Below are 24680 nucleotides of genomic sequence, written 5' to 3'. Positions count from 1 at the left end.
TTTTATTTGGCTGTCAACAGCAAAAACTGGTCGAGAATGTGGAAGTGGTCGTCGAAGAATAATTCTTCCATCCCCTCCAGCTTATCAATGGCAACCCAGGCGGCCTGGGCGGCATCATCGGCTGCGCGGATATCTGGCAGGTGTTCGGTCTGCAAATCAAAGAAATGCGCATGGGTAATGGTACGACCACGCAGGCTGCGGCCCGGATGATCAAACACTTTGACATCTACCAAAGAATGTTCAAGTGTAGATGCCAATACCGCCAGATTGGTTTCTTCAAACAATTCCCGTATCGCGCCCTGGAACAGGCGTTCATTCTGATCAAGAAAACCACCCGGCAATGCCCACAAGCCTTTGCCGGGAAAACCGCCACGCTGCACCAGCAAGATATGCCCGGCAGCCTTGACTACCGCATCCACGGTGATAAACATGGGTGCATAAGGTGCCGTCTTCCACGCTGCCTGATAGGCAACTAACTGCGCGTGCTCTTTTACCAGTGCGGCATAATGCGGCAAAATACTCCAGGCCTTCAGATACTGACGTATGCTCAATGGCAGGTAGTGGGCAATCACATCCAGCGATATGCGCATGTCTTCAGCTTCAAACAGTACGCGCCGGATGACGGTAGCATCAATCGCCAGCAATTGTTCTGCCGCGACCAGTTGCCATTGCGGGAAACGATTCAGGTAATAACTGGATGCATCCTTGAAATGCCCAATCAGCGCCACCCGTTTTGCATGGGGGTAGTGCTGCTCCACTTTGCCCCTGATCGCCGCTGCCCAGCGCACGTCATCATAGTAATCACGCACTGCGATATACGACACCCTGTCACGCTCAGACGGGGACAGAGTGGCATTGATCATGTCTGCCCTTTCCTGCCAGGTGAAAGGGTTTTTGGTACTGCGCGCATGAAAGGATGACCCAAGTACGATCACCACCTCTTCTGCAGTTTCCAGTGCCAGTTGCAAGAGCGTGGCATGCCCGTTATGGAAGGGTTGAAAGCGTCCTATCAATACCGCAACATCGATTTGCATGGTTAACTTCTTTAAATACGGTTCTGGTTGATCTTAATTGCTGTATTTGGCGGCAATCGGCATCTGACGGCCACTGCCAAACGCCCTGGCGCGCACGCGTATGATGGGCGGCGCCTGCCGACGCTTGTATTCATTGCGTGCGACCATGCCCAGTATGCGGCTCAGGCTTTTCACGCCTGCCTCTGTCTGCTGCAATTGTTCTACAAAACTCTGGGCGCGGGAAAATTCATGCGCGGGCAGGCGCTTGCCTTCGATATGCCATTTCAACATTTCATCCAGCTCTTCATAAGGTGGCAGGCTGTCAGTATCCAACTGATCCGGTGCCAGCTCGGCTGATGGCGGCTTGGTCAATACATCCTGCGGAATAATTTCGCGCCCCGCTGCCTGATTGATATGCTGTGACAGGGCATATACTTCAGTCTTGTACAGGTCACCAATCAAACCCAGACCACCATTGGTATCGCCATACAGGGTACAGTAACCAACCGATATTTCACTCTTGTTACCAGTAGTCAGCAAGAGTGCGCCAAAAGCATTCGAATATTCCATCAGTATGGTGCCACGTATGCGCGCCTGCAGATTTTCTTGCGTCAGCCCTCTCAAAGGCGTAGCAAATGCCTGCTCAAAACCCTGGGCATATTGATCGACCAGACTCAGTATCGGATGCGTCAGCAATCTGACTTGCAGGTTGTCGCATAGCTTGACAGAATCCGAGACCGAACCCGTGCTTGAATAAGCAGAAGGCATGGTAATGGCAATCACATTTTCTGCGCCCAGTGCCTGCACGGCCAAAGCAATAGTCAGCGCAGAATCAATACCGCCGGATGATCCCACTACGACCTGTTTGAAACCACAGCGACGCGCATAGTCCTGCAAACCCAGGACGATCTGGCGGCGGGTGAATTCCGGCACGGACAAACCTGTACTGTCGGGCTTATCCACGGCCTTGCCATCAATGCGGGTGAATTGGTCCGCTTCAAATCCCAGCAACTGAAAATCTTCTTCGAAGCGTGCCGCTTCAAAAACCAGACCCTGTTCTGGCGTCAGCGCAAATGAGGCGCCGTCGAATACCAGTTGATCTTGCCCGCCAACCTGGTTCACATACAGCAAAGGCAAGGCATGATGTGCTGCTGCCCTGGCAAACATGGCATGTCTTTGCTGACGCTTGCCTATATCAGACGGACTGGCATTGATGCTGATCACCAGATCAACTTTTGCTGCCGTCAGGGCATTGAATGGGTTGACCTGATAATCCTGCTCATCATCATTCCAGCCATCTTCACAGACCATGAAACCCAACTTATGACCTGCAACATCCAGTGTGCAGGCGACTTCCTGGCCAGGTTCAAAATGGCGGCGTTCATCAAAAATACCGTAAGTGGGCAACAACTGTTTATAGTATTCCGCAACGATTTCACCATTGCGTATCGCCAGCAAGGCATTGTGCAGCGCTTTGCCACGCCCCCGGTTTTTGCGTACCGTACCTATCACGCTCACCAGCGCAGGATAATCTCTGGAAGCCTGCATGATATTGCTGAGTGCCTGTTCAGCCCTGAGCAAAAAGGCGCTGTCTTCCAGCAAGTCGCCCGGATAATAACCACAGACGCAGAGTTCGCTGAATACAGCGATATCGGCATTACCCACCGCCGCCTGTTGCATGTGGCTGATGATGGCAGCGGCATTACCAGAGAAATCGCCCACCGTATAATTCAATTGTGCAATTGCCAGTTTCAACATGGTAATAATCCTGAACTCAACTTGCTTCAAATAAGGGGATGATGAAAAACCTGACGCAGATAGGCAAGAAAGGTCTCATCCGTACACAAAGTCTTGCCAGCCGAATCGGATAGCTTGGCGACCGGCTGCCCATTGCAGGATTTCAGCTTCATGACGATATTCAGGGCTTTGATGCCAGTGTCATTGGTCAGATTGGTACCTATGCCAAAACCTGTCATGGTGCGATCTGCAAAGTGCCGGTACAACTTGAAGGCAGTTGCCAGATCCAGCCCGTCGGAAAACACCAGGCGTTTGGTATGGGCGTCGATACGCAGTTTGGCATAATGCGCCAGTGCCTTTTCACCCCAGACGACCGGATCACCAGAGTCGTGACGCAGGCCATCAAACAATTTGGCAAAGTACAAATCAAAGTCGGCCAGGAAGGCATCCATACCGACCACATCCGTCAATGCGGTGCCGAGATCGCCACGGTATTCCTGTACCCAGTCTTCCAGCGCGGCTTTTTGAAAGTCACGCAGGCGTACACCAAAGGACTGGTAAGACTGCAAATACTCATGCGCCATTGTCCCTATCGGTACCAGCTTGTATTTCTTGGCCAGATAGACATTCGACGTGCCTTTGAAAAATTCAGGTACTTCACGTGCCAGCGTGGCCACCACGTCATCATGCCATGCGCCAGAAAAACGCCGGCGCAAACCAAAATCAAAAAATTCAAAGGGATGAGTCCTGGCTGCTTCTTTGCCAAAGCTACGCAATTGTTCTACCTTGGCTGCCAGCCTGCTTCTGGCTTCGGTCAGGGTCTGTTCAGTCTGCAAACGGCGGAAATATAGTTCATTGACGATATGCAGTACATAAATTTCGAACCCCATGACATGCACCTGCGGGCCGGTAGCCACAATCTCCAGCGTATCGCCCAGTATGCTGACGCGTATGAATTTTCGCTGGAAATGAAATACCGTCAGGAAGTCAGTAAAATCACTTTTGATGAACCGCAGTGAGCGCAGATAATCGAGTTCATCTTCATTCAAATTCAATGCGCACAAATGATCGAGTTCACGCTCCACATCAGCCTTTAACTCTGCCAGCGGATAAGCGGGTGTGTTGCGGCAGACGAAAGCATATTCTGTCTGTGCATTGGGATGGCTATGCAATAAAGCCTGCCACATGGTGAATTTATACAAGTCCGTTTCAAGCAAGCTCTGTACTACGGGTTTCATATTTTTCTCTATCTTAATATCGTCTTTGGCGACGCGGTCGTCTACCTTGCAACCTTGCACCTTGCACCTTGCACCTTGCACCTTGCACCTTGCACCTTGCACCTTGCACCTTGCAACTCCTGCAAATCAGGCAGCTGCGTTCGCCAACAATTCAGGCAATACATCAGCCATTTTGGCAATCTGCACACCTTTGGCAACCATATCGCGCACAAAGCCTTCAAACTGGGCATCAAAGCCACTGACGGCGCTCATGCAATCTGTCAGCAAGACCAGTTTATGCAAATCAGCCGCTGCAAAATTTTCGACCAGATGTTCTGTGGTCGCCTTCACACAATGGCTACCTGCCTCGCCGCAGATATACACGCGGTCAGCCTTGCTCAGTTCAAGAATCAGTGACTGATTCAATTGCGTATCCGGATCACCGGCATCCGGCACTTCTGCCCTGATTGCCGAATAATGCTCGGTCCATGGATTGGAACCCTTGCTGATCTTGCTCACGACCGACAGCGTCTTTTCTTCCCAGGCATTATAGGCTGCACGTACATCCGCATGCACATTCTGCCCCCATGTGCCGATTTCGCAATGCACAGGCCAGATCATCAACTGATAGCGTCCTTCGGCTTCCAGCGCATCCAGGTAGGCAAGTGCACGCGGCAAGGCAGTTGGCTGACGTGGCTGGAATTCGGCAGCACGTACCGCCGCCGCAGAGATAGAGGTAAATGGAGCCACATCCCCACCTTGCGCCGTCATCCAGAATGTAGGGTGAGCAATGTCATAGCGATGATGCGCATCCATGGTAATGCTGATACCCGTCAAACCCGCAGCGCCTGTGCGTATCAATCCGGCGACACGCAACATGTCGTCATGGGCACCGGGTACGGGCAAGGCAGGCACCACGCTTGCGCCCCCTTGCGCAGCAGACGGCAGGTAGGCCGGAGGCAAATCACAGAAATCGTTTTGTGGATCAATGACCAGAAGTTGCAAATTGCGTTTCATGACAGGTTCCTTTCTTCTGAAACTGAGTTCATTGTAAAACACTTAGTTTCATTTTACAACTAAGTAAAAATACTATAACGGCATCCGTATTGATGAAGCACCGCTACAGGTAATGCCCGTCGTATTTCTAAGGGTTGTGCAAGAAAATGAATGTAGATTCAGGCTCTGCTCAAAGGATTGAAACTGGCAGATGCCAGCCCTGCACGTACGGCAAACAATTGCGCAGGCCGGTTGCTGCCCAGCCTTTGCCGGCCAGGCAATTCATCCAGGAAATCACCTTCCTTAATGCGTTTTCTGAAAGAGCTTTTATCCAGCGGGCGGCCGAGAATAATTTCGTACACTTGCTGCAATTCAGAAAGTGTAAATTCAGCCGGTAACAGATAGGCGGGAAGCGAGGTATATTCAACCTTGCTGCGCAGGCGTTGCAAGGCAAGTTCCAAAATGGCCGAGTGATCAAATGCCAGTTTCACTACTGGCTTCTGCGCATTCTGCCCCTCCAGCGGATACCAGACGGCTTCATCCGCTCCGGCACCATGACGCAATTCCACAGTTTCAGACGAGATCAGGGCAAAATACACAAAGGTGCTGGACCAGCCGCGCGGGTCACGGTCTTTACTGCCAAAACCTTGCAACTGTTCCAGATAAGGTGCTTCCACCCCTGTTTTTTCCCTGAGTTTTCTCAAGGCAGTCGCATCCAGATTGGTATCACGCTGCACATCGATAAAACCGCCTGGCAAGGCCCATTTACCTTTATAGGGATGATCACCACGCTTGACCAGCAATACCTGTAAGAGATTATCCCTGATCGTAAAAATGACCAGATCCACACTCGTCAGGGGGATGTCGTAATCATGGATATTGTATTGACGAAGAAATTCCTGCTCTTCACTGTCTTTTTTTGATACGGCCATTTTATTTATCCCGGTGTTATAGACTTTTATTATAACGCTTAACGATTCTTAGTGTTTATTTACAACTTTCTTAGTTGAATTATACAACTAAGTGTTTTATAGTGATGGGTATCCAATGAATTTGGATATACCAATCTAAAAAAAGATAGACAATAAAAATGAAAACTACAACAAAAGACATCAGCAAATTTCTCAGCTTTATTTTACGCCATCAGCCTGAGACCATAGGTATTGAGCTGGATGAACAGGGCTGGACAAGTATCGGCAAGCTGATTGAACAGGCTCGCTTGCATGGAAAGTCCATCCAGCTGGACGATATAGAAGAAGCCGTGAAAACCTCAGACAAGCAACGCTTTGCCATCAGCGAAGACGGGCTGAAAATTCGTGCAAATCAAGGACATTCCGTCAAGGTTGACCTGGCCTTGCCTGAAGTAGCACCGCCAGAAATTCTATTTCATGGTACGGCAAGCTGTTTTATCGCCTCTATTTTGAAAGAAGGCCTGCGTCCGGGCTCCAGGCATCATGTGCATTTGTCAGCGAAGCAGGAGACGGCAAAAACGGTGGGGACGCGCCATGGTGTGCCGGTCATACTGACCGTACGCGCAAAAGACATGCATGATGCCGGACATACATTTTTCTTGTCTGCAAATGGCGTATGGTTATGCGATACGGTACCGCCGCAATACCTGACAAAAAACACAGACCATGCATAAGCGGCCAAACGAGAATACCTACTGGGTACAAGCAGGACACTTGCTTGCAGGTGAATACCCTGGCGCCATCGACCCCGCGATCAGTGCGCGCAAGCTGGAAAATTTCCTGGATTGTGGCGTCAGACACTTCATTGATTTGACCGAATCTGGGGAGTTAGTCCCTTACCTTGATCAGCTCATGGCATTGGCAGACCAGCGTGGCTTGCAAGTAAGGCACGAACGCTTTGCCATTCCAGACAAAAGCATACCGGCATCATCAAAGCAGATGCACACTATTCTGCGCAGCCTGAACAAGGCACTGGAAAAACAGGGCGCAGTCTACGTCCATTGCTATGGTGGGATAGGCCGTACCGGCATGGTCATCGCGTGTTATCTGGCACAAGCCAGAAAAGATAGTCGTGCGGCACTGAAAGAACTGAATTTGTTGTGGCAACAGATGGAAAAGAAAGATCGCTGGCCAAGAACTCCAGAGACGCCAGAACAACTCACATGGGTAATGAACTGGAATATACACAAGGAATAAAAATGAATATCCACACCCTGGAAGAATTATTGCAGCAACTGAAGGACGGCAAGCAATTTGATTATCTTTACTTTTGGGGTCACAGGAAAAAAGTGTAGCAACAGACAAATCCTGTTTTAGCCAATGGTTTCCTGCCAGCTTTCACATAGACGGCATTCAGTATGCAACAACCGAACATTACATGATGGCAAGCAAGGCGAGACTGTTCAACGACCACGCCATTCTGGAAAAGATACTGGCTACAGATCAGCCAGATGCCGCCAAAAATCTGGGCAGGAAAATCTCAGACTATGACGAGAATACTTGGGTGCAGCATCGTTTTCAGGTTGTTGTGGAGGCAAATTATGCAAAATTCTCGCGACACCCTGCCCTGGCGAAATTTTTGCTGGGTACCGGCGACAGTATTCTTGTAGAAGCCAGTCCTGTAGACCGTATCTGGGGAATAGGTCTGGCACAGGATCATGCTGAAAGCAAAGACCCGCAACTATGGCAGGGGCTTAATTTACTGGGCTTCGCTTTGATGGAAGTCAGGCAAAAACTGCTTACCGAAAGACATATCACTCAATAATGAAATTTAAAAACTATATTGAACAACGCATCATTCCGCACGAGGAAGTTTACACTTTAATCTGATAGCCAACTACATCTTCGCATTCTCTGTGCGAATGCAAGAGATGCAGAAATGTCGTTTGTGTACACTACAAACCTGGGATTCAATAGTCAGTGAAGAAATACAAGGCCGTAGCCGCCGAAGGTATTTCATTCATGTTCCCACTATTGGAGGTTCCATGTCTATCCAGACAGCACAAGACTTGTATCAGTTCCAGGGTGAATCATTGCCAGATGATGCCCCGGTTATTGCCAGCATGAGTTATGTCATGCCGTCAGACACACGCCCATGTAGCTACACTTTCCAGCCGCCACCAGGAATTCCCTGGGAAAGTGCCGACTATGATTTACGCTCCATCAGCATTCATGATGCCCGGCAGGCAGATAGTGCGCCACAACTGGAACTCGAAGGATTTGAGTTGTGGGATGCCGCGACTTCTGTGAAGGACTTTTTGGATCTGAATGAAATTCGCTCTGTGTATTACCAGGAAGCGCGGGAACTGGCCCTGGCTGCCACTGGTGCCAGGAAAGCCTATGTATTCGACCATCTGTTGCGCAAGCGCGAAACATCGGACACGCCGCTGTCTTTTGGTAAAAGAGCAGCAAATGGCATGGCTGCGGCGAATGGCCGCATCCATAATGACTATACCGAAGCCTCTGGCAAGAAACGCCTGGGCATGGTGATTCAGGATGTGAAAGAACTGGCGCAGGTACGCCGTTACAGTATCGTGAATATCTGGCGCCCCATTCGCAATACAGTACTGGACACACCGCTGGCTGTCTGTGATGCGCGCACGATAGAACCAAAAGACCTGGTGTCCTGCGATGTGAGGTACCCCAACCGGACGGGAGAAATCTATCTGGTCAATTTTGCGACGCGTCACCGCTGGTCTTATTTCTCGCGCATGGAACCGCATGAAGCACTGGTCTTCAAACAGTATGACTCGCAATTCAGTGGCTGCAGCCGTTTCACGCCGCACGCTGCATTTGATCATCCGCATATTCCAGCACACGCCAGACCACGCGAAAGTATAGAACTGCGCTGCCTGGTCACTTACTGAAAGGTGCGCCATGGATATAGCGATTGCCTCTTTGCCTGTCATTGATTTTTGGTTTGAGTTTGGCAGTAATTACAGTTATCTGAGTGTCATGCGGATAGAGCAGGAAGCAGAAAAAGCAAGAGTCAGGGTACGCTGGCAACCCTTTTTGCTTGGCCCCGTGTTTCAGTCATTTGGCTGGACGACCTCACCTTTTGTGCTGCAAAAAGCCAAGGGCGAATACGTGTGGCGGGATATGGAAAGGTTATGCCTTAAATACGACTTGCCGTGGAAGAAGCCGGGCAATTTTCCGCGTTCTGCCATATTACCCTTGCGGGTGGCCGTACTCGGTGCAGAAGAACCCTGGATGGCCGAGTATTGCCGGCGCATGATGCAAATAAATTTTGCCCAGGATCGTGAGATCGATAATGCTGCATTAGTGACGGAGGTACTGGTCGCCATGAAGCTACCGGCGGCAGATATCCTGAAACAGGCGCTCTCTGATGAAAACAAACTGAAACTGCGCCGCCAGACGGAAACTGCCATGACCAAAGGCATATTCGGCGCGCCAAGCTTTTTTGTGGGTGACGAGATGTTTTGGGGGAATGACCGCTTGGATGACGCGTTGTTGTTCTGCCGGGCACAAAGTGGCTAGATTAATTGCCTGGTTCAGCTAGTTCAACTAGCCGAGTTATTTTAAGTAACAGGCAATACCCACTCCCTGGTTTTACTGGCTTCGGCCATCAGCCATTGCATGACCTGCTGGCATTCGGTGCCTGGTGTTTCATGCGCTTGCAATAGCCAGTAGGCATGCCCGGCCTGACCCTGTGTCCTGGCCGGCATCAACTGCTGCAACCTGCCGTCATCCAGCAGATTCTGTATCAGTTCCAGCCGACCCAGCGCAATACCCTGTCCGGCCATAGCGGCCTGTATCACCTGATCGTACTGATTAAAACGCAGGATGCCGTGGGTTTTGGCGTTCTGCATAGCGTCCCTGTCCAGCCAGTCATGCCAGGACAGCCAGGATTTTTGGCTTTCATCAAATTCCAGCAAGGGCCATTTCACGGTCATTTTGCCGGATTTTTTTGGCTTGATCGCCAGGGAAGGATGAGCAACCGGCGCAATGGATTCTTCAAACAGACGCACGGCCTTATCTGGTGCAAGTTTGGCATTGGTATAGCGTATCGCCAGATCAATGCCTTCCTTGTTCAGATCCCCCACCCTGTTGCTGGCGCTGAGCCGTATATCGATGCCCGGATGCAGTTTTTGAAATGCATTCAGTCTGGGCAGCAGCCACAAACCGGTCACACCTATGCTGGCGCTGATGGTCACCGCCCGGGATTGGGTGCCAGCGCCAATTTCACCCATGACATCCTGCAACTGCCGGATGGCAACATCAGCGCTGCGGAACAGACGTTCGCCTTCGGCAGTGAAGGCAATGGAACGATGCCCCCTTGTCAGCAACTTCACACCCAGATGCTGTTCCAGTGTCAGTATCTGGCGACTGACTGCCGATTGCGTCAGGCATAAGTCGGCTGCCGCATGCGTGATGCTCATGCGCCTGCCGACTGCTACGAAGCCTTTTAGCTGATCCAGGAAAGCCAGTTGAACCAGGGGTAATGACATTCCCACCATGCATACCTGATTTGGAAGTGTAAACTCACCCAAGCATAGCCAGCCGGGACCGGCTATGCAAGCCCATTGCGAGAAAAATGCATCTATGCCATCGTTGCACCGTGTTCAACAATGAAACTGATAGCAGCTTCCACCACGGTGGGAGTACGCAAGATGCGTCTATGCCCTGTCCCTGCAACTGGCTGTAATCTTGCTTTTGGCCAGGCGGCAGCCAGGGCCAGGCTTTCTTCGTATGGCATTTCGCGGTCTTCCGGGTCGTGCAGGATCAGCGCGGGATGTTGAAAACCTGATTGCAGTTGCGACAGGTCCATACTGGCAAGCGGGCCACCTATGTGCATAGCCATTTGCTGTTCCAGTGCATACGCCTCTTCCGCATTCAGACCTGCCATGCGGGCGGTACGTTGTACCACGCGGGTAAGCGAAGCCGGGCCACATAACTGCACGCTGGCGGCGACGCGCAAGCCATGCGCATAGGCATACAGGCTGGCGGCCGATCCGGCAGAGTGGCCAATGACGGCGGCCAACGACCCGACCTGGGCAGCTAGCGCCAACACGGCCTTGCCATAATCGACGACATGGGTAAGTTCACCCTGTGACTCGCCATGAGCCGGGCCATCAAGCGCAATGACGCCATAACCAGCCTGTAGCAGCGGTGCTACAAAGGCTGCCATGTGACTGGCCCGGCTTTCCCAGCCATGCAGCAATAACACGGCAGGGACAGTGTCTGGCCCCCAGCGCCAGGCCACCAGCACCTGCCCGGCATGGTCAAGGTCAAAACGTCTGGCGGCTGACAATGCCATTTTGTCATCGTCAGTGGTCGCCTGTCTGCGTGGTGTGATCAGGGCTTGCAACACTGCTTCCATAGTCGGCCTGGCAGGTGCTTGCGATGGCAGTGCAGATGCCGACATTGCTGATGAGGCATCATTTTGTTTCATTGCCGGCTCATTCATACCAATTCCCTCAATTAGATGATAAACATAATCTCATAGATGCCGATTATCATCTAAAATAGAAACCTGTGTCAAATACAGCGACATGCCTAGAACTCATTTCATAAATAGGGGTGAGATGCGTTTGCCTCATAACGTGGGCTGGCAAGGCGGACGAGGCAGTCAATAGCGGGTCTATTGACAACGAGTCCAACGCAGTCCAGCACACGTTATGAGGCAAACCCTCCGGGAGCTGGCGATTCGGGCGCATTGCAGCGTTGTGCCGCTTGCTAAGGCACCAGCCTTAGCTACGCGACACGCCTTGCACTGCATCCCGAATCGCCTTGCTCGCACTCATCCCTATTTATGAAATGAGTTCTAGATAATGACATCAATACAGTCCACGGATCATGATCGCACAACCGGAATAAAGCCATGAGAACTTCACGTGAACAAGCTGCGCAAACCAGAGAACGCATTGTCGAGACAGCGGCACGTCTGTATCGCGAACGCGGCATCAATGGCATAGGTGTGGCGGATCTGATGAATGAAGCAGGCCTGACCCATGGCGGCTTTTACAAGCACTTTGAATCCAAGGAAGCATTGATCGCCGAAGCCTGCGCAGCAGCGCTGGAAGCCACCAAGACTGAACTGCGACGTAAAATCGCCGCTGCCCCCGACGATGAGGCATTGAGCACCCTGGTACACACTTATCTGAGCAAAGCCCACAGCGACAACCCAGGTCTTGGCTGCACCATCGCCACCCTGGGCCCGGAAGCCATACGCCAAGACGGCATAGGCAAGGAAACCATACAGCAGGGTGTGAACAATCTGCTGGCACTGATCAGCACGCAGTTGCAACGTGAAGGCGTCGATAATGATGAAGTGGAAGCCAAGGCACACGCCGTGCTGGCATCAATGATAGGCGGCCTGCTGCTGTCACGCATGATGGACAGCCCTACAAAAACGAAGGCTGTACTGCGTGACACCAGCGATTTCATTCTGAAATCGGTTTAAGGGGACTATCGGTTTAAAGCGGCTATCGACTTCAAGCGACTGCCCGACTGGCAGACTATCAGGCACGCAGATTGGCTTTGAAAAACTCGACTGTACGCTGCCATGACAATGTTGCTGCTGCCTGGTCGTACCGTGGCGTCGTATCATTATTGAAGCCATGCTGGGTACCGGCGTAGACATATGCCTGATACTTGACACCGGCCCTGGTCAGCGCAGCTTCATATTTTGGCCATCCGGCATTGACGCGTTCATCCGTACCGGCATAATGGATCAAAAGTGGCGCCTTGATTTTTGCCGCATCTTCTTCACCTGGCTGGCCACCATAGTAAGGTACGGCAGCAGCCAGATCAGGGATTCTGGTTGCCAGGAAGTTGGCAATGCCACCGCCATAACAGAAGCCGACCACGCCTACCTTGCCATTGGCTTCAGGCAGTTTTTTCAGTATTGCAGCGGCTTCAATAAAATCTGCACGGATCTTGTTCTGATCCAGCTTGGGAAACAGTTCACGGGCCTTTTCTTCATCACCAGGGTAGCCACCCAGCGATGCCAGCGCATCCGGGGCAAAGGCAATGAAACCATCCAGCGCCAGGCGGCGCGCTATATCCTCGATATGCGGATTCAGGCCACGGTTTTCATGCACCACCAGCACTGCGGGCAGTTTTCCCTTGATTTCAGCAGGAGTGACCAGATAGCCGCGCAGGGTACCCGAACCGTGTGGTGAAGGATATTCAACATATTTGGCCTGTATCCGTGCATCGGTCTTTGGCACTTGCTGGGCCTGGGCGAAATTCGGGCTAAGCTGTTGCAACATGGTTTCTGCCGTCACCACACCAACCGCATATTTGCTGGCTGACTGCAAGAAAGCACGGCGATCAATGACGCCATGTACATACTGATCAAATAAACGCAGCACTTCCGGCTTGAAATCATTTGCTGTCTGGCGTGTCATCTTGTTCTCCTGAATTATCGATTTATTTGAATGGATGGTAGCTGTCGTGGCAGGTACTACAGGCTTTGAGCATACTGCGTGCTGCCAGCATCCTTTCAGCATCCATCATCATAGTCCTGATTTCTGATGGCTGCACTGATGATGACTGCACTGATGATGACTGCACTGATGATGACTGCACTGATGATCCTGGCAGCTTGTTTGCCGTAACGCGAAACTACAGCTCTGCACTCGCTTTGCAGTTTGTATGGCACAGTCGCATGAGCTTATGCAAACATATTCTTGCCAGTTATTGACAACAATCCACACATCAAACCTACAATACCGGCAAGCAGCTATTATCTCCCGACCTGTTGGCAGTTAACAGATCGCCAGATATCCACACATTATTTGAATCAAATCATATGTCCCATTTCAACAAGAAACGCCGGCAAGTAATCGGCAGTCTGTCTGCGCTGTCGCTGGGTTCAGCCATCAGCGGTGTCGCCGCAGCGGCCGGGAATGCCAGTACCAAGGCAACAACCCCAGCCAAGCCGAACATCATCTTCATTTTGGCAGATGACCTGGGCTATGCCGATCTCAGTATTTATGGGCAGACAGATTTTCAGACCCCGCATCTTGACCAATTGGCCAGGCAAGGGCTACGATTTACCCAGGCGTATGCCAATTCGGCAGTTTGTTCGGCCACCCGCTTTGGCCTGATCACAGGACGCTACCAATACCGGCTGCGCGGAGGGCTGGAAGAACCGATCTCCGGCGCGTCAGACACGATAGGCCTGCCGCCAGAGCACCCGACCCTGCCTTCATTATTGAAAAAACAGGGATATGCCACGGCCCTGTTTGGCAAATGGCATCTGGGAAGCTTGCCCAAATTCAGTCCGCTGAAAAGCGGATACGATGTTTTCTTTGGCAACTACGGTGGGGCAATTGATTATTTCACACACAAGACCGGGGTTGGCGCAGACGCCAAAGATGGTTTATTTGAAGGCGAGGTGGCGGTCAGCAAAACCGGCTATTACACCGATTTGCTGGCAGACCGGGCTGTCGATTATCTGAAACAGCAAAACAGGGACAAGGCCTTCTTCCTGTCACTGCATTTCACCGCGCCACATTGGCCATGGGAAGCACCGGAAGATGAAGCAGTGTCGCGTGAAATAAAAAGCCTGTACCACCTCGACGGCGGCAGCCTGGAAACCTATGCAAAAATGGTCGTATCGCTGGATGTTGCGATAGGGCGGGTGTTGAAAAGTTTGGACGAACAGGGCCTGGCGGACAATACCATTGTGGTCTTCACCAGTGACAATGGTGGCGAGCGTTTTTCCAAAACCTGGCCACTCAGTGGTCAAAAAACTGAACTGCTGGAAGGCGGCATACGCGTGCCTGCTATCGTTCGCTGGCCAGAAAAAATCAAGCCGGGGCAAGTCAGCAATCAGGTAGCCATCAGTATGGATTGGCTGCCCACCTTGCTGGCTGCAGCTGGCGGTGCACCTGACCCAGCCTACCCCGGCGATGGTGACAACCTGCTGCCAAATCTTATCGCTAACCAGCCGGCACACCCGCGCACACTGTACTGGCGCTATAAAGCCAACCAGCAAAAAGCAGTCCGTTCAGGCGACTGGAAATATCTGAAAATTGCCGACAATGAGTTTCTGTTCGATGTGGTGCATGACCCGCGCGAAAGAGCAAATCTGGCGCAAAAGCATCCGCAAGTATTCGCCAAACTCAAACAGGACTGGGAAAACTGGAATGCACAGATGCTGCCCATTACCAAAGATGTCAAAACCCATGCGGTAGACGGCAAGGCCCAGGCTGACCATTACCGCGCATTGAAAGAAGAATAAGACGAATAAATTGAGCCATGTATTAAGGCATGTATCGAAGCATGATGGTACATTCCAATACGCGCCTATACGTGCCTATACATGCATCACGCAGGATTCATGACATGCCGCTCAAAAACGTCACAACAAGGGGTCAGAATAATGTTGTACTTCGATGCTTGCGGGTTCTTGCCCATCATCCAGACTACTGGCAGATCTGAATCTTGCAAACAACCAGATCAGGCCGGTCAGCAGCAATAGATAAGGTCCGCTCCATAGCAACAGAGTTTGTACATTCAGTGTTGGCCGGTAACGCACGACATCGCCATAACGTGTCAGCAGAAAATCAGTAATCTGCTGTTCATCCTGGCCTTGCTGAATTTTTTCGCGAATTTGTTGTTTCAGATTGACCGCCATTTCTGTATGTGAATCTGCCAGCGTCTGATTCCGGCACACCAGGCAATGCAATTCTTGTGCGAGTTTTTGTACCCGCTGCTCGATACCTGATGCAGATTCCTCACGTGGCGCAGCAGCCGCCAGGCTGGGCCACAGCAAATAAAAAGCGGCAGAAACCAGCAATATCATTGCCATATGAAGGCCAGCTTTTATCCTGTCACTATTCATGCTGAAGTTGAATGTCTCTAAAAAATGGCTCGCCATACTGCGCGAGCCTGAAATTCCTCTAGGGGTAAAGACAGCTTCAATATACCGTGTGCAGGATAAAAAGTAAGCGAATTAATTCAGATATGAATATGCGCTGCACTGCGGAATTTCAAACGCCTTACAGCAAACATCAGCAGGTATGTGCTGTCCACGATTTCAGCAACTATTCGTTGTTGGTGCGAAAAAAAACGCTGGCATACCAGGCTTATCGGCCTGGCATGACCAGCGTGTCAAATTGCCTTGCTTCAATTCCTTTTTTGATTTGCCAGACGACGTACCACTGCCAGCAGGCGATCAATTTCTTCGCAGGTATTGTAGAACGCAAAAGAAGGACGTACCGTAGCCTCGACACCAAAGCGACGCAGGATAGGTTGCGCACAGTGGTGACCGGAACGGACGGCAATACCCTCTTCATTGAGTGCCTTGCCAACTTCTTCGGTCTGATAGCCTTCCAGTACAAACGAAGCAACACTGGCCTTTTCATGGGCCGTACCTATCAGGCGTACACCGGGTATGCTCTTCAGACCATGCGTTGCGTATTCCAGCAAGGCATGTTCATACAGAGCAATATTTTCCAGTCCCAGGCGTTCGACATAATCAATCGCTGCACCCAGACCGACTGCATCGGCAATATTGCCGGTACCGGCTTCAAAACGTGCCGGTGCCGGTTGATATTGCGTACGCTCAAACGTCACGTCAGCAATCATGTTGCCACCGCCCTGCCATGGCGGCAACTGATCCAGCAATGCCTTCTTGCCATACACCACACCTATGCCGGTAGGACCGAATACCTTGTGTCCTGAAAACACATAAAAATCGGCATCCAGGGCCTGCACATTCACACGCAGGTGTGACACTGCCTGAGCGCCGTCAATCAGCACACGGGCACCGGCACTATGCGCCAGTGCAATGATTTCCTGCACCGGTGTGATCGTGCCCAAAGCATTCGAGACCTGGGTCACTGCGACCAGTCGCGTTTTGCTGTTGAGCAACTTGCGATATTCATCCAGAATGATCTGGCCACTGTCATCCACAGGAATAACGCGGATGACCGCACCCTTCTCGGCTGCCAGTTGCTGCCATGGCACGATGTTGGCATGGTGTTCCAGCTGCGACACGATAATTTCATCAACAGCACCGATAAACTTTTTACCAAAGGTATTGGCAACCAGATTGATAGCTTCTGTGGCACCGCGCACGAAGATGATTTCATCTACCGATGCAGCGCCCAAAAACTTTGCAACCTTGCTGCGTGCACCTTCATAGGCGTCTGTAGCCCGTGCTGCCAGTTCATGCGCTGCGCGATGGATGTTGGAATTTTCATGCTCATAAAAATAGCTGAGCCTGTCTATCACCGACTGTGGTTTTTGGGTCGTCGCTGCATTGTCAAACCAGACCAGTTGCTTGCCATTCACCCGTTCTGCCAGGATGGGAAAATCACGGCGCACGGCATTGATATCAAACGGTGCAGCCAGTGCGGGGTTGGCCGCCCGGGGTGCGGTATCCCAGTAATCCTGCTCACCCTGCTGAAAATAATACGCAGGACGCGCATCTGCATCTGCCCCAGCCGCCGGAGCTGCCTGGGTATTGGCCGGATACAGCTCGCCCAGCAGTTGCTGCAACTGATCCTGCCCTGGCAGACCAAAAGAGCGTGCCAGTGTCTGATCTGCCTGCCGGCCTGTTCCCTGCGCAGCGAGACCATCCAGATTGCCATCGGCTACCGGGTAACCATTGTCGGCACCAATAAAATAATAAGGCGTCGTCGATGCTGCCGGTGTTGAGAGAGGCGCACCACCCGCCTGTGGACGTGACGGTGCGACACTGCTGCCACCATTCTGTGGAATGGCGCTGGCATAAATTGATGGCTGCGTGGATGGCTGCGTAAGCGCTGCACCGGCATTACTGCCAGAATGATTGCCAGATTCGCTGACAGAAGACAGACGGCCTGGTGCTGATACAGACGCTACAGGTGCACTGCCAGCTTCCGAAAAACCCGGCAGGAATTGCGCAGCAGCTTGCGCTGCGCCCGGCACCAGAGCAAAAAACTCTGATGCCATGCGATTCAGCAGGGCTTCATCCGGCAAACCCGCATTTGCCGCGCCGGTATTACTTGTAGGTGTCAGGATAGTCATGGTACTTACCGATCTCTACGTCATCCAGAACAGCAACCGCATCATCCGTCAGGACTGCCAGCGAGCAGTACAGGGAAATCAGATATGAGGCAATCGCATTGCGGTTGATGCCCATGAAACGTACCGACAGACCGGGGCTTTGTTCGCCAGCCAGGCCCGGCTGGAACAGGCCAACCACACCCTGACGCTTTTCACCCACGCGCAACAGGATGATCTTGGTTTTGCCGTCTTCGATAGGCAGTTTGTCGGAAGGTACCAGTGGTACACCGCGCCAGGTCAGGAATTGGGAACCAAACAAACTCACCGTTGGTGGTGGCACGCCACGGCGTGTGCATTCACGGCCAAAGGCAGCAATCGCCAGCGGATGGGCCAGGAAGAAACCAGGCTCTTTCCAGACTTTGGTCAGCAGGTCATCCAGATCATCAGGGGTAGGTGCACCGGTCAGTGTGGAAATACGCTGATCATCATGCACATTCGCCAACAGGCCGTAATCAGGATTGTTGATGAGTTCGCTTTCCTGACGTTCCTTGATGGTTTCTACCGTCAGGCGCAGTTGTTCCTTGATCTGGTCATGCGGGCTGCTGTACAGATCAGAAATACGGGTATGTACGTCCAGCACGGTTGCCACAGCATTGAGGAAGTATTCACGTGGCTGTTCGTCATAATCGACAAAAGTCTGTGGCAGTTCAGACTCGTCACGCTGGGAACAGGCCACCCGGACATCTTTAGGATTTTTGACTTTGTTGAGGCGATAAATACCTGCCTCTACCGGCAGCCATTGCAGCAAATGCACCAGCCAGCGTGGTGAAATGGTGGATAACTGAGGAACGGTTTTGGTTGCATTCGCTAACTGCCTGGCGGCGTTGTCACTGAGTGCGAAATTACTGGGAGACACATCGGTCATTGCTTACTCCATTTAAAAATACGGTGAATCGGAACAAATGAAAACTTCAAGAATAAAAATTTCAAGCCCATCAAAAAAACAGGTTGACGCCTGTCGTTAAAAAATCTGCCTTACTAATCTGCCTGACTGATCTGCCTGGTCTGCCTACAAGGCTGGGGATGGCAGTGCTCCATGTTCATGCCGCAGGCTGGCCTGACTGACGTGGGAACCGGCAGCCACATCATTTGTCACCCAGACATTGCCGCCGATGATGGCACCGCGCCCCAGCGTCACTCGCCCCAGTACAGTGGCACCGGCATAAATGACCACGTCGTCCTCCACCACCGGGTGTCGTGGCAAGCCTTTTTGCAATTTGCCTTCATCATCGGTAGGGAAGCGTTTGGCCCCCAGGGTCACCGCCTGGTAAATACGCACGCGCTGGCCGATGATGGCGGTTTCACCTATCACCACACCGGTGCCATGGTCGATGAAAAACCCTGCACCTATGCTGGCGCCAGGGTGAATGTCTATGCCGGTTTGTGCATGAGCTATTTCTGCCACGATGCGCGCCAGCAAAGGCACGCCAGACTGGTATAACTGATGGGCGATGCGATGATGGATCATGGCCAGGATGCCGGGGTAGCAGAGCAGTACTTCATCCACAGTCCGGGCTGCCGGATCACCCTGGTAAGCCGAAATCACGTCACTATCCAGCAGTGAGCGAATCGCTGGCAATGCGCGCGAAAATTCACGCACGATATGCAGGGCACGGTCTTCTATATGCAGGTCTTCCTGCTCGTAATAGCGCGAGGTGTAACTGAGTTCCAGCCTGACCTGGCTCAGCATTGAATGCAGTGCCGTGTCCAGCGTATGGCCGACATAGAAATCTTCGCTTTCCTGACGCAATTCCGGCGGCCCCAGACGCATGGGAAACAATGCCCCACGCAGATCGGAAATAATTTTTGCCAGTGCATCACGGGATGGCAATTCACGCCCTCCCGGTTCGGATGAACGTTGCTGACGGCGTCGCCATGCATGCCTGACGGCGGCCAGTTCACTGACTACCTGCTCGATACCAAACAGTGAGCCACGCTGATCCCTGACTGGCGTTACTGACTGTACGGGTGTCTCTTCTGTAAAGCTGACCATCTGCCTTTACCTTTCTTCTCTTATAACAATGAAGCGGATGACATCGCCTTAATCCTGTATCCACGGTAACTGGTGAAAACGCCAGCCACCAAGCTGGCCGCGTTGCTGCTCTGGATTCAAGTCACCTTCAAAGCCCTCTGCCACATTGAAAATGTTGCTGAAACCTGCTTTGGCCGCAGCCTCAGCAGCGGCTGTCGAGCGTTTTCCGCTACGACACAGCAGCAGGACGACTCTGGACTTGTCTTTGACTTTGGTTTCCAGTTCCTTGACGAATCTTGGGTTACGGGTCAGGGCTGTGCCGGTGGCCCAGGGCACGTGGACGGCGTCGGCCACATGGCCAACAAACTTGCGTTCTTCCGCCGTTCGCACGTCGACCAGAATGGCCTGGTTACTCTGTACCAGACGCCAGGCGTCAGTTGGCGCAACACTGCCGGAAAACACCAGGCCTGCTGCCTGCGCAACTGCTCTGGCATTCGCCAGTGCGTGGTCTTCGCTACCCGAAGATGATGTTTCGTCCGCCTGGCTGGCAGACGATAACTCTGTAGATGCAAATGTAGAATCGGTCATGAAATACTCTGGCTAACAACAAAAACGAATTTGGTTCGTAACAGAGTTTCAATGTACCGAATTTATCTAAGGCGCAAAACGAATAAAAATGTTGTTATTTATCTGAAAAACAGATATCAAGAATCACTGTGGAAACTGCCATCGCCGACGAAAACACTGGCTTGTTTTCATACAAGCCCAGCAAATGCAGAAATTTTGAGAGTATCATCTGAGCAATAAACGGAAATCCAACAGGTCAGTCTGGTTATTAAATTTATGACAATGACTGCCCCGAACAGAAGGAACTCATTGCAAAAACAGGGATGGCATGAGTTCCAGCGATACGCCCCAAGATAAAGTGCCCATTTATGTCTTTACTAAAACCGACTTCCCGCCCGCGGCTTGCCACCCTGCTGACACTTGGCGTCAGTGCCGTCGTCTTGTGTACCGTCTTGTCAGCCCTGCTGCTGGTCGATCATTTTGCCAATAATTATGCGCAAAAAGAGGCTGAACAAAGGCTGCAACAGCTTTCCTGGCAAATGCGCGACCAGATTGATCTGGTCATGCAAAAATCAGTAGGCGATGTGCAATTGCTGTCGCAATTAAGCCAGATCAGGGATGCGCAGGACCCATCTGAAATACGCCGCATCCTCGACAGCCTGCAAAACAATTTCACCGATTATGCCTGGATAGGCCTGGCCAGCCCCGACGGCAAGGTTCTGGCATCCAGCAAGGGCTTGCTGGAGGGACAGGATGTCAGCCAGCGCCCCTGGTTCCAGCAGGGTAAAAAGGCGCTGTACGCTGGCGACTACCATCCGGCTCTGCTGTTGCAAAAGTTATTGCCGTATAGCGCCGACCCATGGCGTTTTGTGGATGTTGCCATCCCTGTCCGTCGGGCTGATGGCAGCCTGCGTGGGGTACTGGGTGTACACCTGAGCTGGAACTGGGCGCGCAAGCTGGCCCAGACCATACTGGCCCCGGCAGATCAGCAATACAATGTTGACATCATGATAGTCCGTGATGACGGCACGGTACTGCTTGGCCCCAAGGGCATGGAAGAAAAGAAAATCAAGTCCAGCAGCCTGACACAATCGCGCTCGGGTAAAACTGGAACAGTCGAAGAAACATTTGAAGATGGCAAACTCTACCTGACCGGCTATGCCCTGACCGGGCAGGCACGCAACTACCCGGCCCTGCAATGGAGCATTCTGGTACGCCAGCCCAAAGACATTGCCATGGCGGCCCTGCACAATCTGGAAAAAGAAATTCTCTTGTTCTGTGGCTTGCTGGGGCTGATCCTGGCTCTGGTAGCAGCGTTGCTGGCACGCCGGGCATCGGCATCACTGATCAGACTCAGTACCGCGATTGAACAGCGTTCGCTCAAGCGTGGCGGTACTGCTGTCACGCCGTCTATTCCTATCGTCAATGCTTATCATGAGGCACATCTTTTGTCAGTCACCCTGGCCGACATGGTGGAAAAAGAAGAACGTCACCTGGCTGATATGGAAAGCGCCAACCAGAGTCTGGAAACCACCGTCGCCGAACGCACGCATGAAATCAAACAGAAGGCCAGCGAACTGGAGCTGGCGTTGCAACAGCAACGCAATGTCCAAAGCCGTCTGCAGGCCATCACCGATAACCTGCCCTGCATCATCACCTTCATGGATCTGGAAGAAAGATATGTGTTTGTGAACGCCTTCATCACGTCAGAATTCGGGGTCAGGCCGGAACAGCTGATAGGCAAAACCCTGCGTGAAGTTGTAGGGGAAGAGTTTTATAAGCCTATGGCTGGCTATGTGAAAAATGTATTGGCAGGGCAACGTGCCAGTTTTGAAGGAACAGGCGAACTCAATAAACGCACTTATTATTACCAGTCCGTGTACGTACCTGCGGTGAATGACCGCGACGAAGTTGAAGGCTTTTATGCCATCAGCTTTGACATTGCCGATCGCAAGCGAGTGGAAATGATGATGAATGAATTTGTGTCCATGGTCAGCCATGAATTGCGCACACCACTGACCTCGATCAACGGTGCCTTGCGTCTGGTGGCCGCCGGCGTGGCAGGTGAAATCCCGGACAAGGCCAAGGAACTGACCACAGTGGCCATGCGCAATGCAGACCGTCTGCTACACCTGATCAATGACATACTGGACCTGGAAAAAATCGCTTCAGGCAAGATGGAATTCGATTTCAAGGTCAGTGCCCTGCAGCCCCTGATACAGGATGCTATCAGCGGCAATATGTCGTATTCGGACCAGTATGGCGTCAGTATGCGCGCCATCGGTGATGATGCAGAACTGTATGTGAATGTTGACCGTGACCGCTATGCACAGGTACTGGCAAACCTGCTGTCAAACGCCATCAAGTTTTCTCACAAGGGCGGCGAAGTGGTCGTATCGGTAGAAAAAACGGCAGACAAGGTAAAGGTCATTGTCACTGATTATGGCAGCGGCATTCCCAGTCATTTCCACAGCAAGATATTCCAGAAATTCAGCCAGGTGGACAGTTCCAATACCCGCAAAAAAGGCGGCACTGGCCTGGGTTTAAATATTTGCAAGACCATCATCGAGAAAATGGGCGGCAGCATCGGCTTTGAATCAACGATCGATGTAGGCAGCAAATTCTTCTTCGAACTGCCACTGGTACCAGCACCAGTGGCGAACGACAACAACTAAACTGGCAGAATGCATTTCAGCGGCTGAAATGCATTCTCAAACTGCCTGACCACAAAGATCAGGCACTTGCCAATGCCTGCTCCAGATCGGCGATCAGATCATCCACATGCTCAATACCGATGGACAGGCGAACGGTATCTTCAGTCACACCGGCTTTTGCCAGTTCTTCCGGATTCAACTGCCTGTGCGTGGTGCTGGCAGGATGGCAGGCCAGCGACTTAGCATCACCAATATTCACCAGACGGGTAAATAACTGCAATGCATCCTGGAAGCGGCCACCGGCTTCCCTGCCACCATCGAGACCAAAAGTCAGGATGCCGGACGGTTTTCCACCCAGGTATTTTTGCGCCAGGGCGTGATCCCGGTGTTCAGGCAAACCGGCATAGTTGACCCATTTCACCTTGGTGTGCTGGTCAAGATAGCGCGCAATTTTGATGGTGTTTTCCGTAATTCTGTCCAGGCGCAGGGCCAGGGTTTCTATTCCCTGCAAAATCAAGAAAGCATTAAAAGGTGACAGTGCAGCACCGGTATTGCGCAGCGGCACCACACGGGCACGGCCGATATAGGCTGCCGGACCCAGTGCTTCGGTATACACCACGCCGTGATAAGACACATCGGGTTCATTCAGACGTTTGAAACGTTGCTTGTGTTCCGCCCACGGGAACTTGCCGGAATCAACGATGATGCCGCCTATGGAATTGCCATGCCCGCCCAGATACTTGGTCAGGGAATGCACGACGATATCCGCGCCAAACTCGATAGGGCGCAGCAGATAAGGAGAAGGCACGGTATTGTCGACAATCAGCGGCACACCATGACGGTGTGCCACTGCGGCAATCGCTTCGATATCGGTGATATTGCCCAGGGGGTTGCCGATGGATTCAACAAATACCGCCTTGGTTTTTTCATCGATGAGACTGGCAAAAGATTCTGGATCACGGTAATCGGCAAAACGGGTTTCTATGCCAAACTGCGGCAAGGTATGGGCAAACAGATTGTAGGTGCCGCCATACAGCGTGGAAGCAGAAACAATATTGTCACCCGCTTCGGCGATAGTCTGTATGGCATAGGTAATCGCCGCCTGACCGGACGCCAGCGCCAGGCCGGCTATCCCGCCTTCCAGTTCAGCCACACGTTTTTCCAGCACATCATTGGTAGGGTTCATGATGCGCGAATAAATATTTCCCTGCACCTTCAGGTCAAACAGGTCTGCACCGTGCTGGGTATTATCAAACGCATAGGCGACCGTCTGGTAGATGGGCACGGCAACAGCACGTGTGGTCGGGTCGGGGGTGTAGCCGCCGTGAACGGCGATGGTTTCCAGTTTCATCTAACTATCCTTATTATGTTGGTCAGAACTTATCTCATCTGCACTGATCATAAAAACTGTGCCTGCAAACCACAAGGAAGCTTTTCAGTTTTACATAGTTGAAAAATGCAGAAACACCCGGCATCAGTGATGATGTGGGTGTCAAAAGAAAAAACGGCTTGTCAATAACAAGCCG

The 24680-nt window shown here is 51.9% G+C and carries 22 protein-coding genes; 8 read left to right on the top strand and 14 right to left on the bottom strand.

The genetic code is table 11. From position 1 onward, the window contains the following. Positions 1 to 2: 2 nt before the first annotated feature. The 5 genes from H8L32_RS05885 to H8L32_RS05865 form a co-directional block, all read right to left on the bottom strand. Positions 3 to 1034, bottom strand: coding sequence for a bifunctional nicotinamide-nucleotide adenylyltransferase/Nudix hydroxylase (locus tag H8L32_RS05885; RefSeq protein ID WP_186946214.1), 1032 nt, complete (start codon positions 1032 to 1034; stop codon positions 3 to 5). Positions 1035 to 1067: 33 nt separating this feature from the next. Further along, positions 1068 to 2771 (bottom strand): NAD+ synthase, encoded by a 1704-nt coding sequence (locus H8L32_RS05880; RefSeq protein ID WP_186946213.1) that lies wholly within the window; start codon positions 2769 to 2771, stop codon positions 1068 to 1070. A 26-nt stretch (positions 2772 to 2797) separates the two neighbouring features. Next, positions 2798 to 3988: a nicotinate phosphoribosyltransferase gene (gene pncB / locus H8L32_RS05875; protein WP_186946212.1), complete on the bottom strand. Its 1191-nt coding sequence runs from the start codon at positions 3986 to 3988 to the stop codon at positions 2798 to 2800. A gap of 126 nt (positions 3989 to 4114) precedes the next feature. Further along, positions 4115 to 4984: a cysteine hydrolase family protein gene (locus H8L32_RS05870; protein WP_186946211.1), complete on the bottom strand. Its 870-nt coding sequence runs from the start codon at positions 4982 to 4984 to the stop codon at positions 4115 to 4117. Between the two features lie 158 nt (positions 4985 to 5142). Continuing rightward, the gene (locus H8L32_RS05865) at positions 5143 to 5895 is read right to left on the bottom strand and encodes an NUDIX hydrolase (RefSeq protein WP_186946210.1); all 753 of its coding nucleotides are present in this window, start codon (positions 5893 to 5895) and stop codon (positions 5143 to 5145) included. 158 nt (positions 5896 to 6053) lie between these two features. Between H8L32_RS05865 and H8L32_RS05860 the strand changes: the two genes are divergently transcribed. The 5 genes from H8L32_RS05860 (at position 6054) to H8L32_RS05840 (ending at position 9432) form a co-directional block, all read left to right on the top strand. After that, positions 6054 to 6608: an RNA 2'-phosphotransferase gene (locus H8L32_RS05860; RefSeq protein WP_186946209.1), complete on the top strand. Its 555-nt coding sequence runs from the start codon at positions 6054 to 6056 to the stop codon at positions 6606 to 6608. Next, positions 6601 to 7131: a protein-tyrosine phosphatase family protein gene (locus H8L32_RS05855; RefSeq protein ID WP_186946208.1), complete on the top strand. Its 531-nt coding sequence runs from the start codon at positions 6601 to 6603 to the stop codon at positions 7129 to 7131. The genes H8L32_RS05860 and H8L32_RS05855 overlap by 8 nt, the downstream gene beginning before the upstream one ends. 73 nt (positions 7132 to 7204) lie before the next feature. Continuing rightward, positions 7205 to 7699: an NADAR family protein gene (locus tag H8L32_RS05850; protein ID WP_230412070.1), complete on the top strand. Its 495-nt coding sequence runs from the start codon at positions 7205 to 7207 to the stop codon at positions 7697 to 7699. A 220-nt stretch (positions 7700 to 7919) separates the two neighbouring features. Further along, positions 7920 to 8801 carry a CmcJ/NvfI family oxidoreductase gene (locus tag H8L32_RS05845; protein ID WP_230412069.1) on the top strand — a complete coding sequence of 294 codons (882 nt, stop codon included), beginning with the start codon at positions 7920 to 7922 and terminating at the stop codon, positions 8799 to 8801. A 10-nt stretch (positions 8802 to 8811) separates the two neighbouring features. Continuing rightward, the gene (locus H8L32_RS05840; RefSeq protein WP_186946207.1) at positions 8812 to 9432 is read left to right on the top strand and encodes a 2-hydroxychromene-2-carboxylate isomerase; all 621 of its coding nucleotides are present in this window, start codon (positions 8812 to 8814) and stop codon (positions 9430 to 9432) included. A gap of 41 nt (positions 9433 to 9473) precedes the next feature. Here H8L32_RS05840 and H8L32_RS05835 read toward each other — a convergent pair whose 3' ends face one another. After that, complete coding sequence (locus H8L32_RS05835; protein ID WP_186946206.1) at positions 9474 to 10403, bottom strand: LysR substrate-binding domain-containing protein; 930 nt, start codon at positions 10401 to 10403, stop codon at positions 9474 to 9476. 92 nt (positions 10404 to 10495) lie between these two features. After that, entirely contained in the window at positions 10496 to 11362 is an 867-nt protein-coding gene (locus tag H8L32_RS05830) for an alpha/beta hydrolase (protein WP_186946205.1), read from the bottom strand. Positions 11363 to 11776: 414 nt separating this feature from the next. Here H8L32_RS05830 and H8L32_RS05825 point away from each other — a divergent pair, with 414 nt between their 5' ends. Then, a complete protein-coding gene (locus H8L32_RS05825; protein ID WP_186946204.1) occupies positions 11777 to 12358 on the top strand; it encodes a TetR/AcrR family transcriptional regulator in 582 nt (193 codons plus the stop codon). A gap of 58 nt (positions 12359 to 12416) precedes the next feature. On the opposite strand, the gene H8L32_RS05820 is transcribed toward H8L32_RS05825, so the two are convergent. Next, a complete protein-coding gene (locus tag H8L32_RS05820; protein ID WP_186946203.1) occupies positions 12417 to 13307 on the bottom strand; it encodes a dienelactone hydrolase family protein in 891 nt (296 codons plus the stop codon). A 404-nt stretch (positions 13308 to 13711) separates the two neighbouring features. Between H8L32_RS05820 and H8L32_RS05815 the strand changes: the two genes are divergently transcribed. Next, positions 13712 to 15148: a sulfatase family protein gene (locus tag H8L32_RS05815; RefSeq protein WP_186946202.1), complete on the top strand. Its 1437-nt coding sequence runs from the start codon at positions 13712 to 13714 to the stop codon at positions 15146 to 15148. 120 nt (positions 15149 to 15268) lie between these two features. Here the strand turns inward: H8L32_RS05815 and H8L32_RS05810 are convergent, their stop codons facing one another. The 5 genes from H8L32_RS05810 to H8L32_RS05790 form a co-directional block, all read right to left on the bottom strand. Then, complete coding sequence (locus tag H8L32_RS05810; protein WP_186946201.1) at positions 15269 to 15718, bottom strand: cytochrome c-type biogenesis protein; 450 nt, start codon at positions 15716 to 15718, stop codon at positions 15269 to 15271. Between the two features lie 317 nt (positions 15719 to 16035). Further along, positions 16036 to 17922, bottom strand: a complete 1887-nt coding sequence (locus tag H8L32_RS05805) for a family 2A encapsulin nanocompartment cargo protein cysteine desulfurase (protein WP_186946200.1) — start codon at positions 17920 to 17922, stop codon at positions 16036 to 16038. Next, positions 17897 to 18826, bottom strand: coding sequence for a family 2A encapsulin nanocompartment shell protein (locus H8L32_RS05800; RefSeq protein WP_186946199.1), 930 nt, complete (start codon positions 18824 to 18826; stop codon positions 17897 to 17899). The genes H8L32_RS05805 and H8L32_RS05800 overlap by 26 nt, the downstream gene beginning before the upstream one ends. 144 nt (positions 18827 to 18970) lie before the next feature. After that, entirely contained in the window at positions 18971 to 19954 is a 984-nt protein-coding gene (gene epsC / locus H8L32_RS05795) for a serine O-acetyltransferase EpsC (protein WP_186946198.1), read from the bottom strand. A 48-nt stretch (positions 19955 to 20002) separates the two neighbouring features. Further along, entirely contained in the window at positions 20003 to 20521 is a 519-nt protein-coding gene (locus H8L32_RS05790; protein ID WP_186946197.1) for a rhodanese-like domain-containing protein, read from the bottom strand. Between the two features lie 347 nt (positions 20522 to 20868). On the opposite strand from H8L32_RS05790, the gene H8L32_RS05785 reads away from it, so the two are divergent. After that, positions 20869 to 23175 (top strand): sensor histidine kinase, encoded by a 2307-nt coding sequence (locus H8L32_RS05785; RefSeq protein ID WP_186946196.1) that lies wholly within the window; start codon positions 20869 to 20871, stop codon positions 23173 to 23175. 58 nt (positions 23176 to 23233) lie between these two features. On the opposite strand, the gene H8L32_RS05780 is transcribed toward H8L32_RS05785, so the two are convergent. Continuing rightward, the gene (locus H8L32_RS05780; RefSeq protein WP_186946195.1) at positions 23234 to 24505 is read right to left on the bottom strand and encodes an O-acetylhomoserine aminocarboxypropyltransferase/cysteine synthase family protein; all 1272 of its coding nucleotides are present in this window, start codon (positions 24503 to 24505) and stop codon (positions 23234 to 23236) included. Positions 24506 to 24680: the final 175 nt, after the last annotated feature.

The organism is Undibacterium hunanense (genome assembly GCF_014284335.1).
GTDB lineage: Bacteria > Pseudomonadota > Gammaproteobacteria > Burkholderiales > Burkholderiaceae_D > Undibacterium > Undibacterium hunanense.
This window is presented reverse-complemented; position numbering and strand designations above follow the sequence as displayed.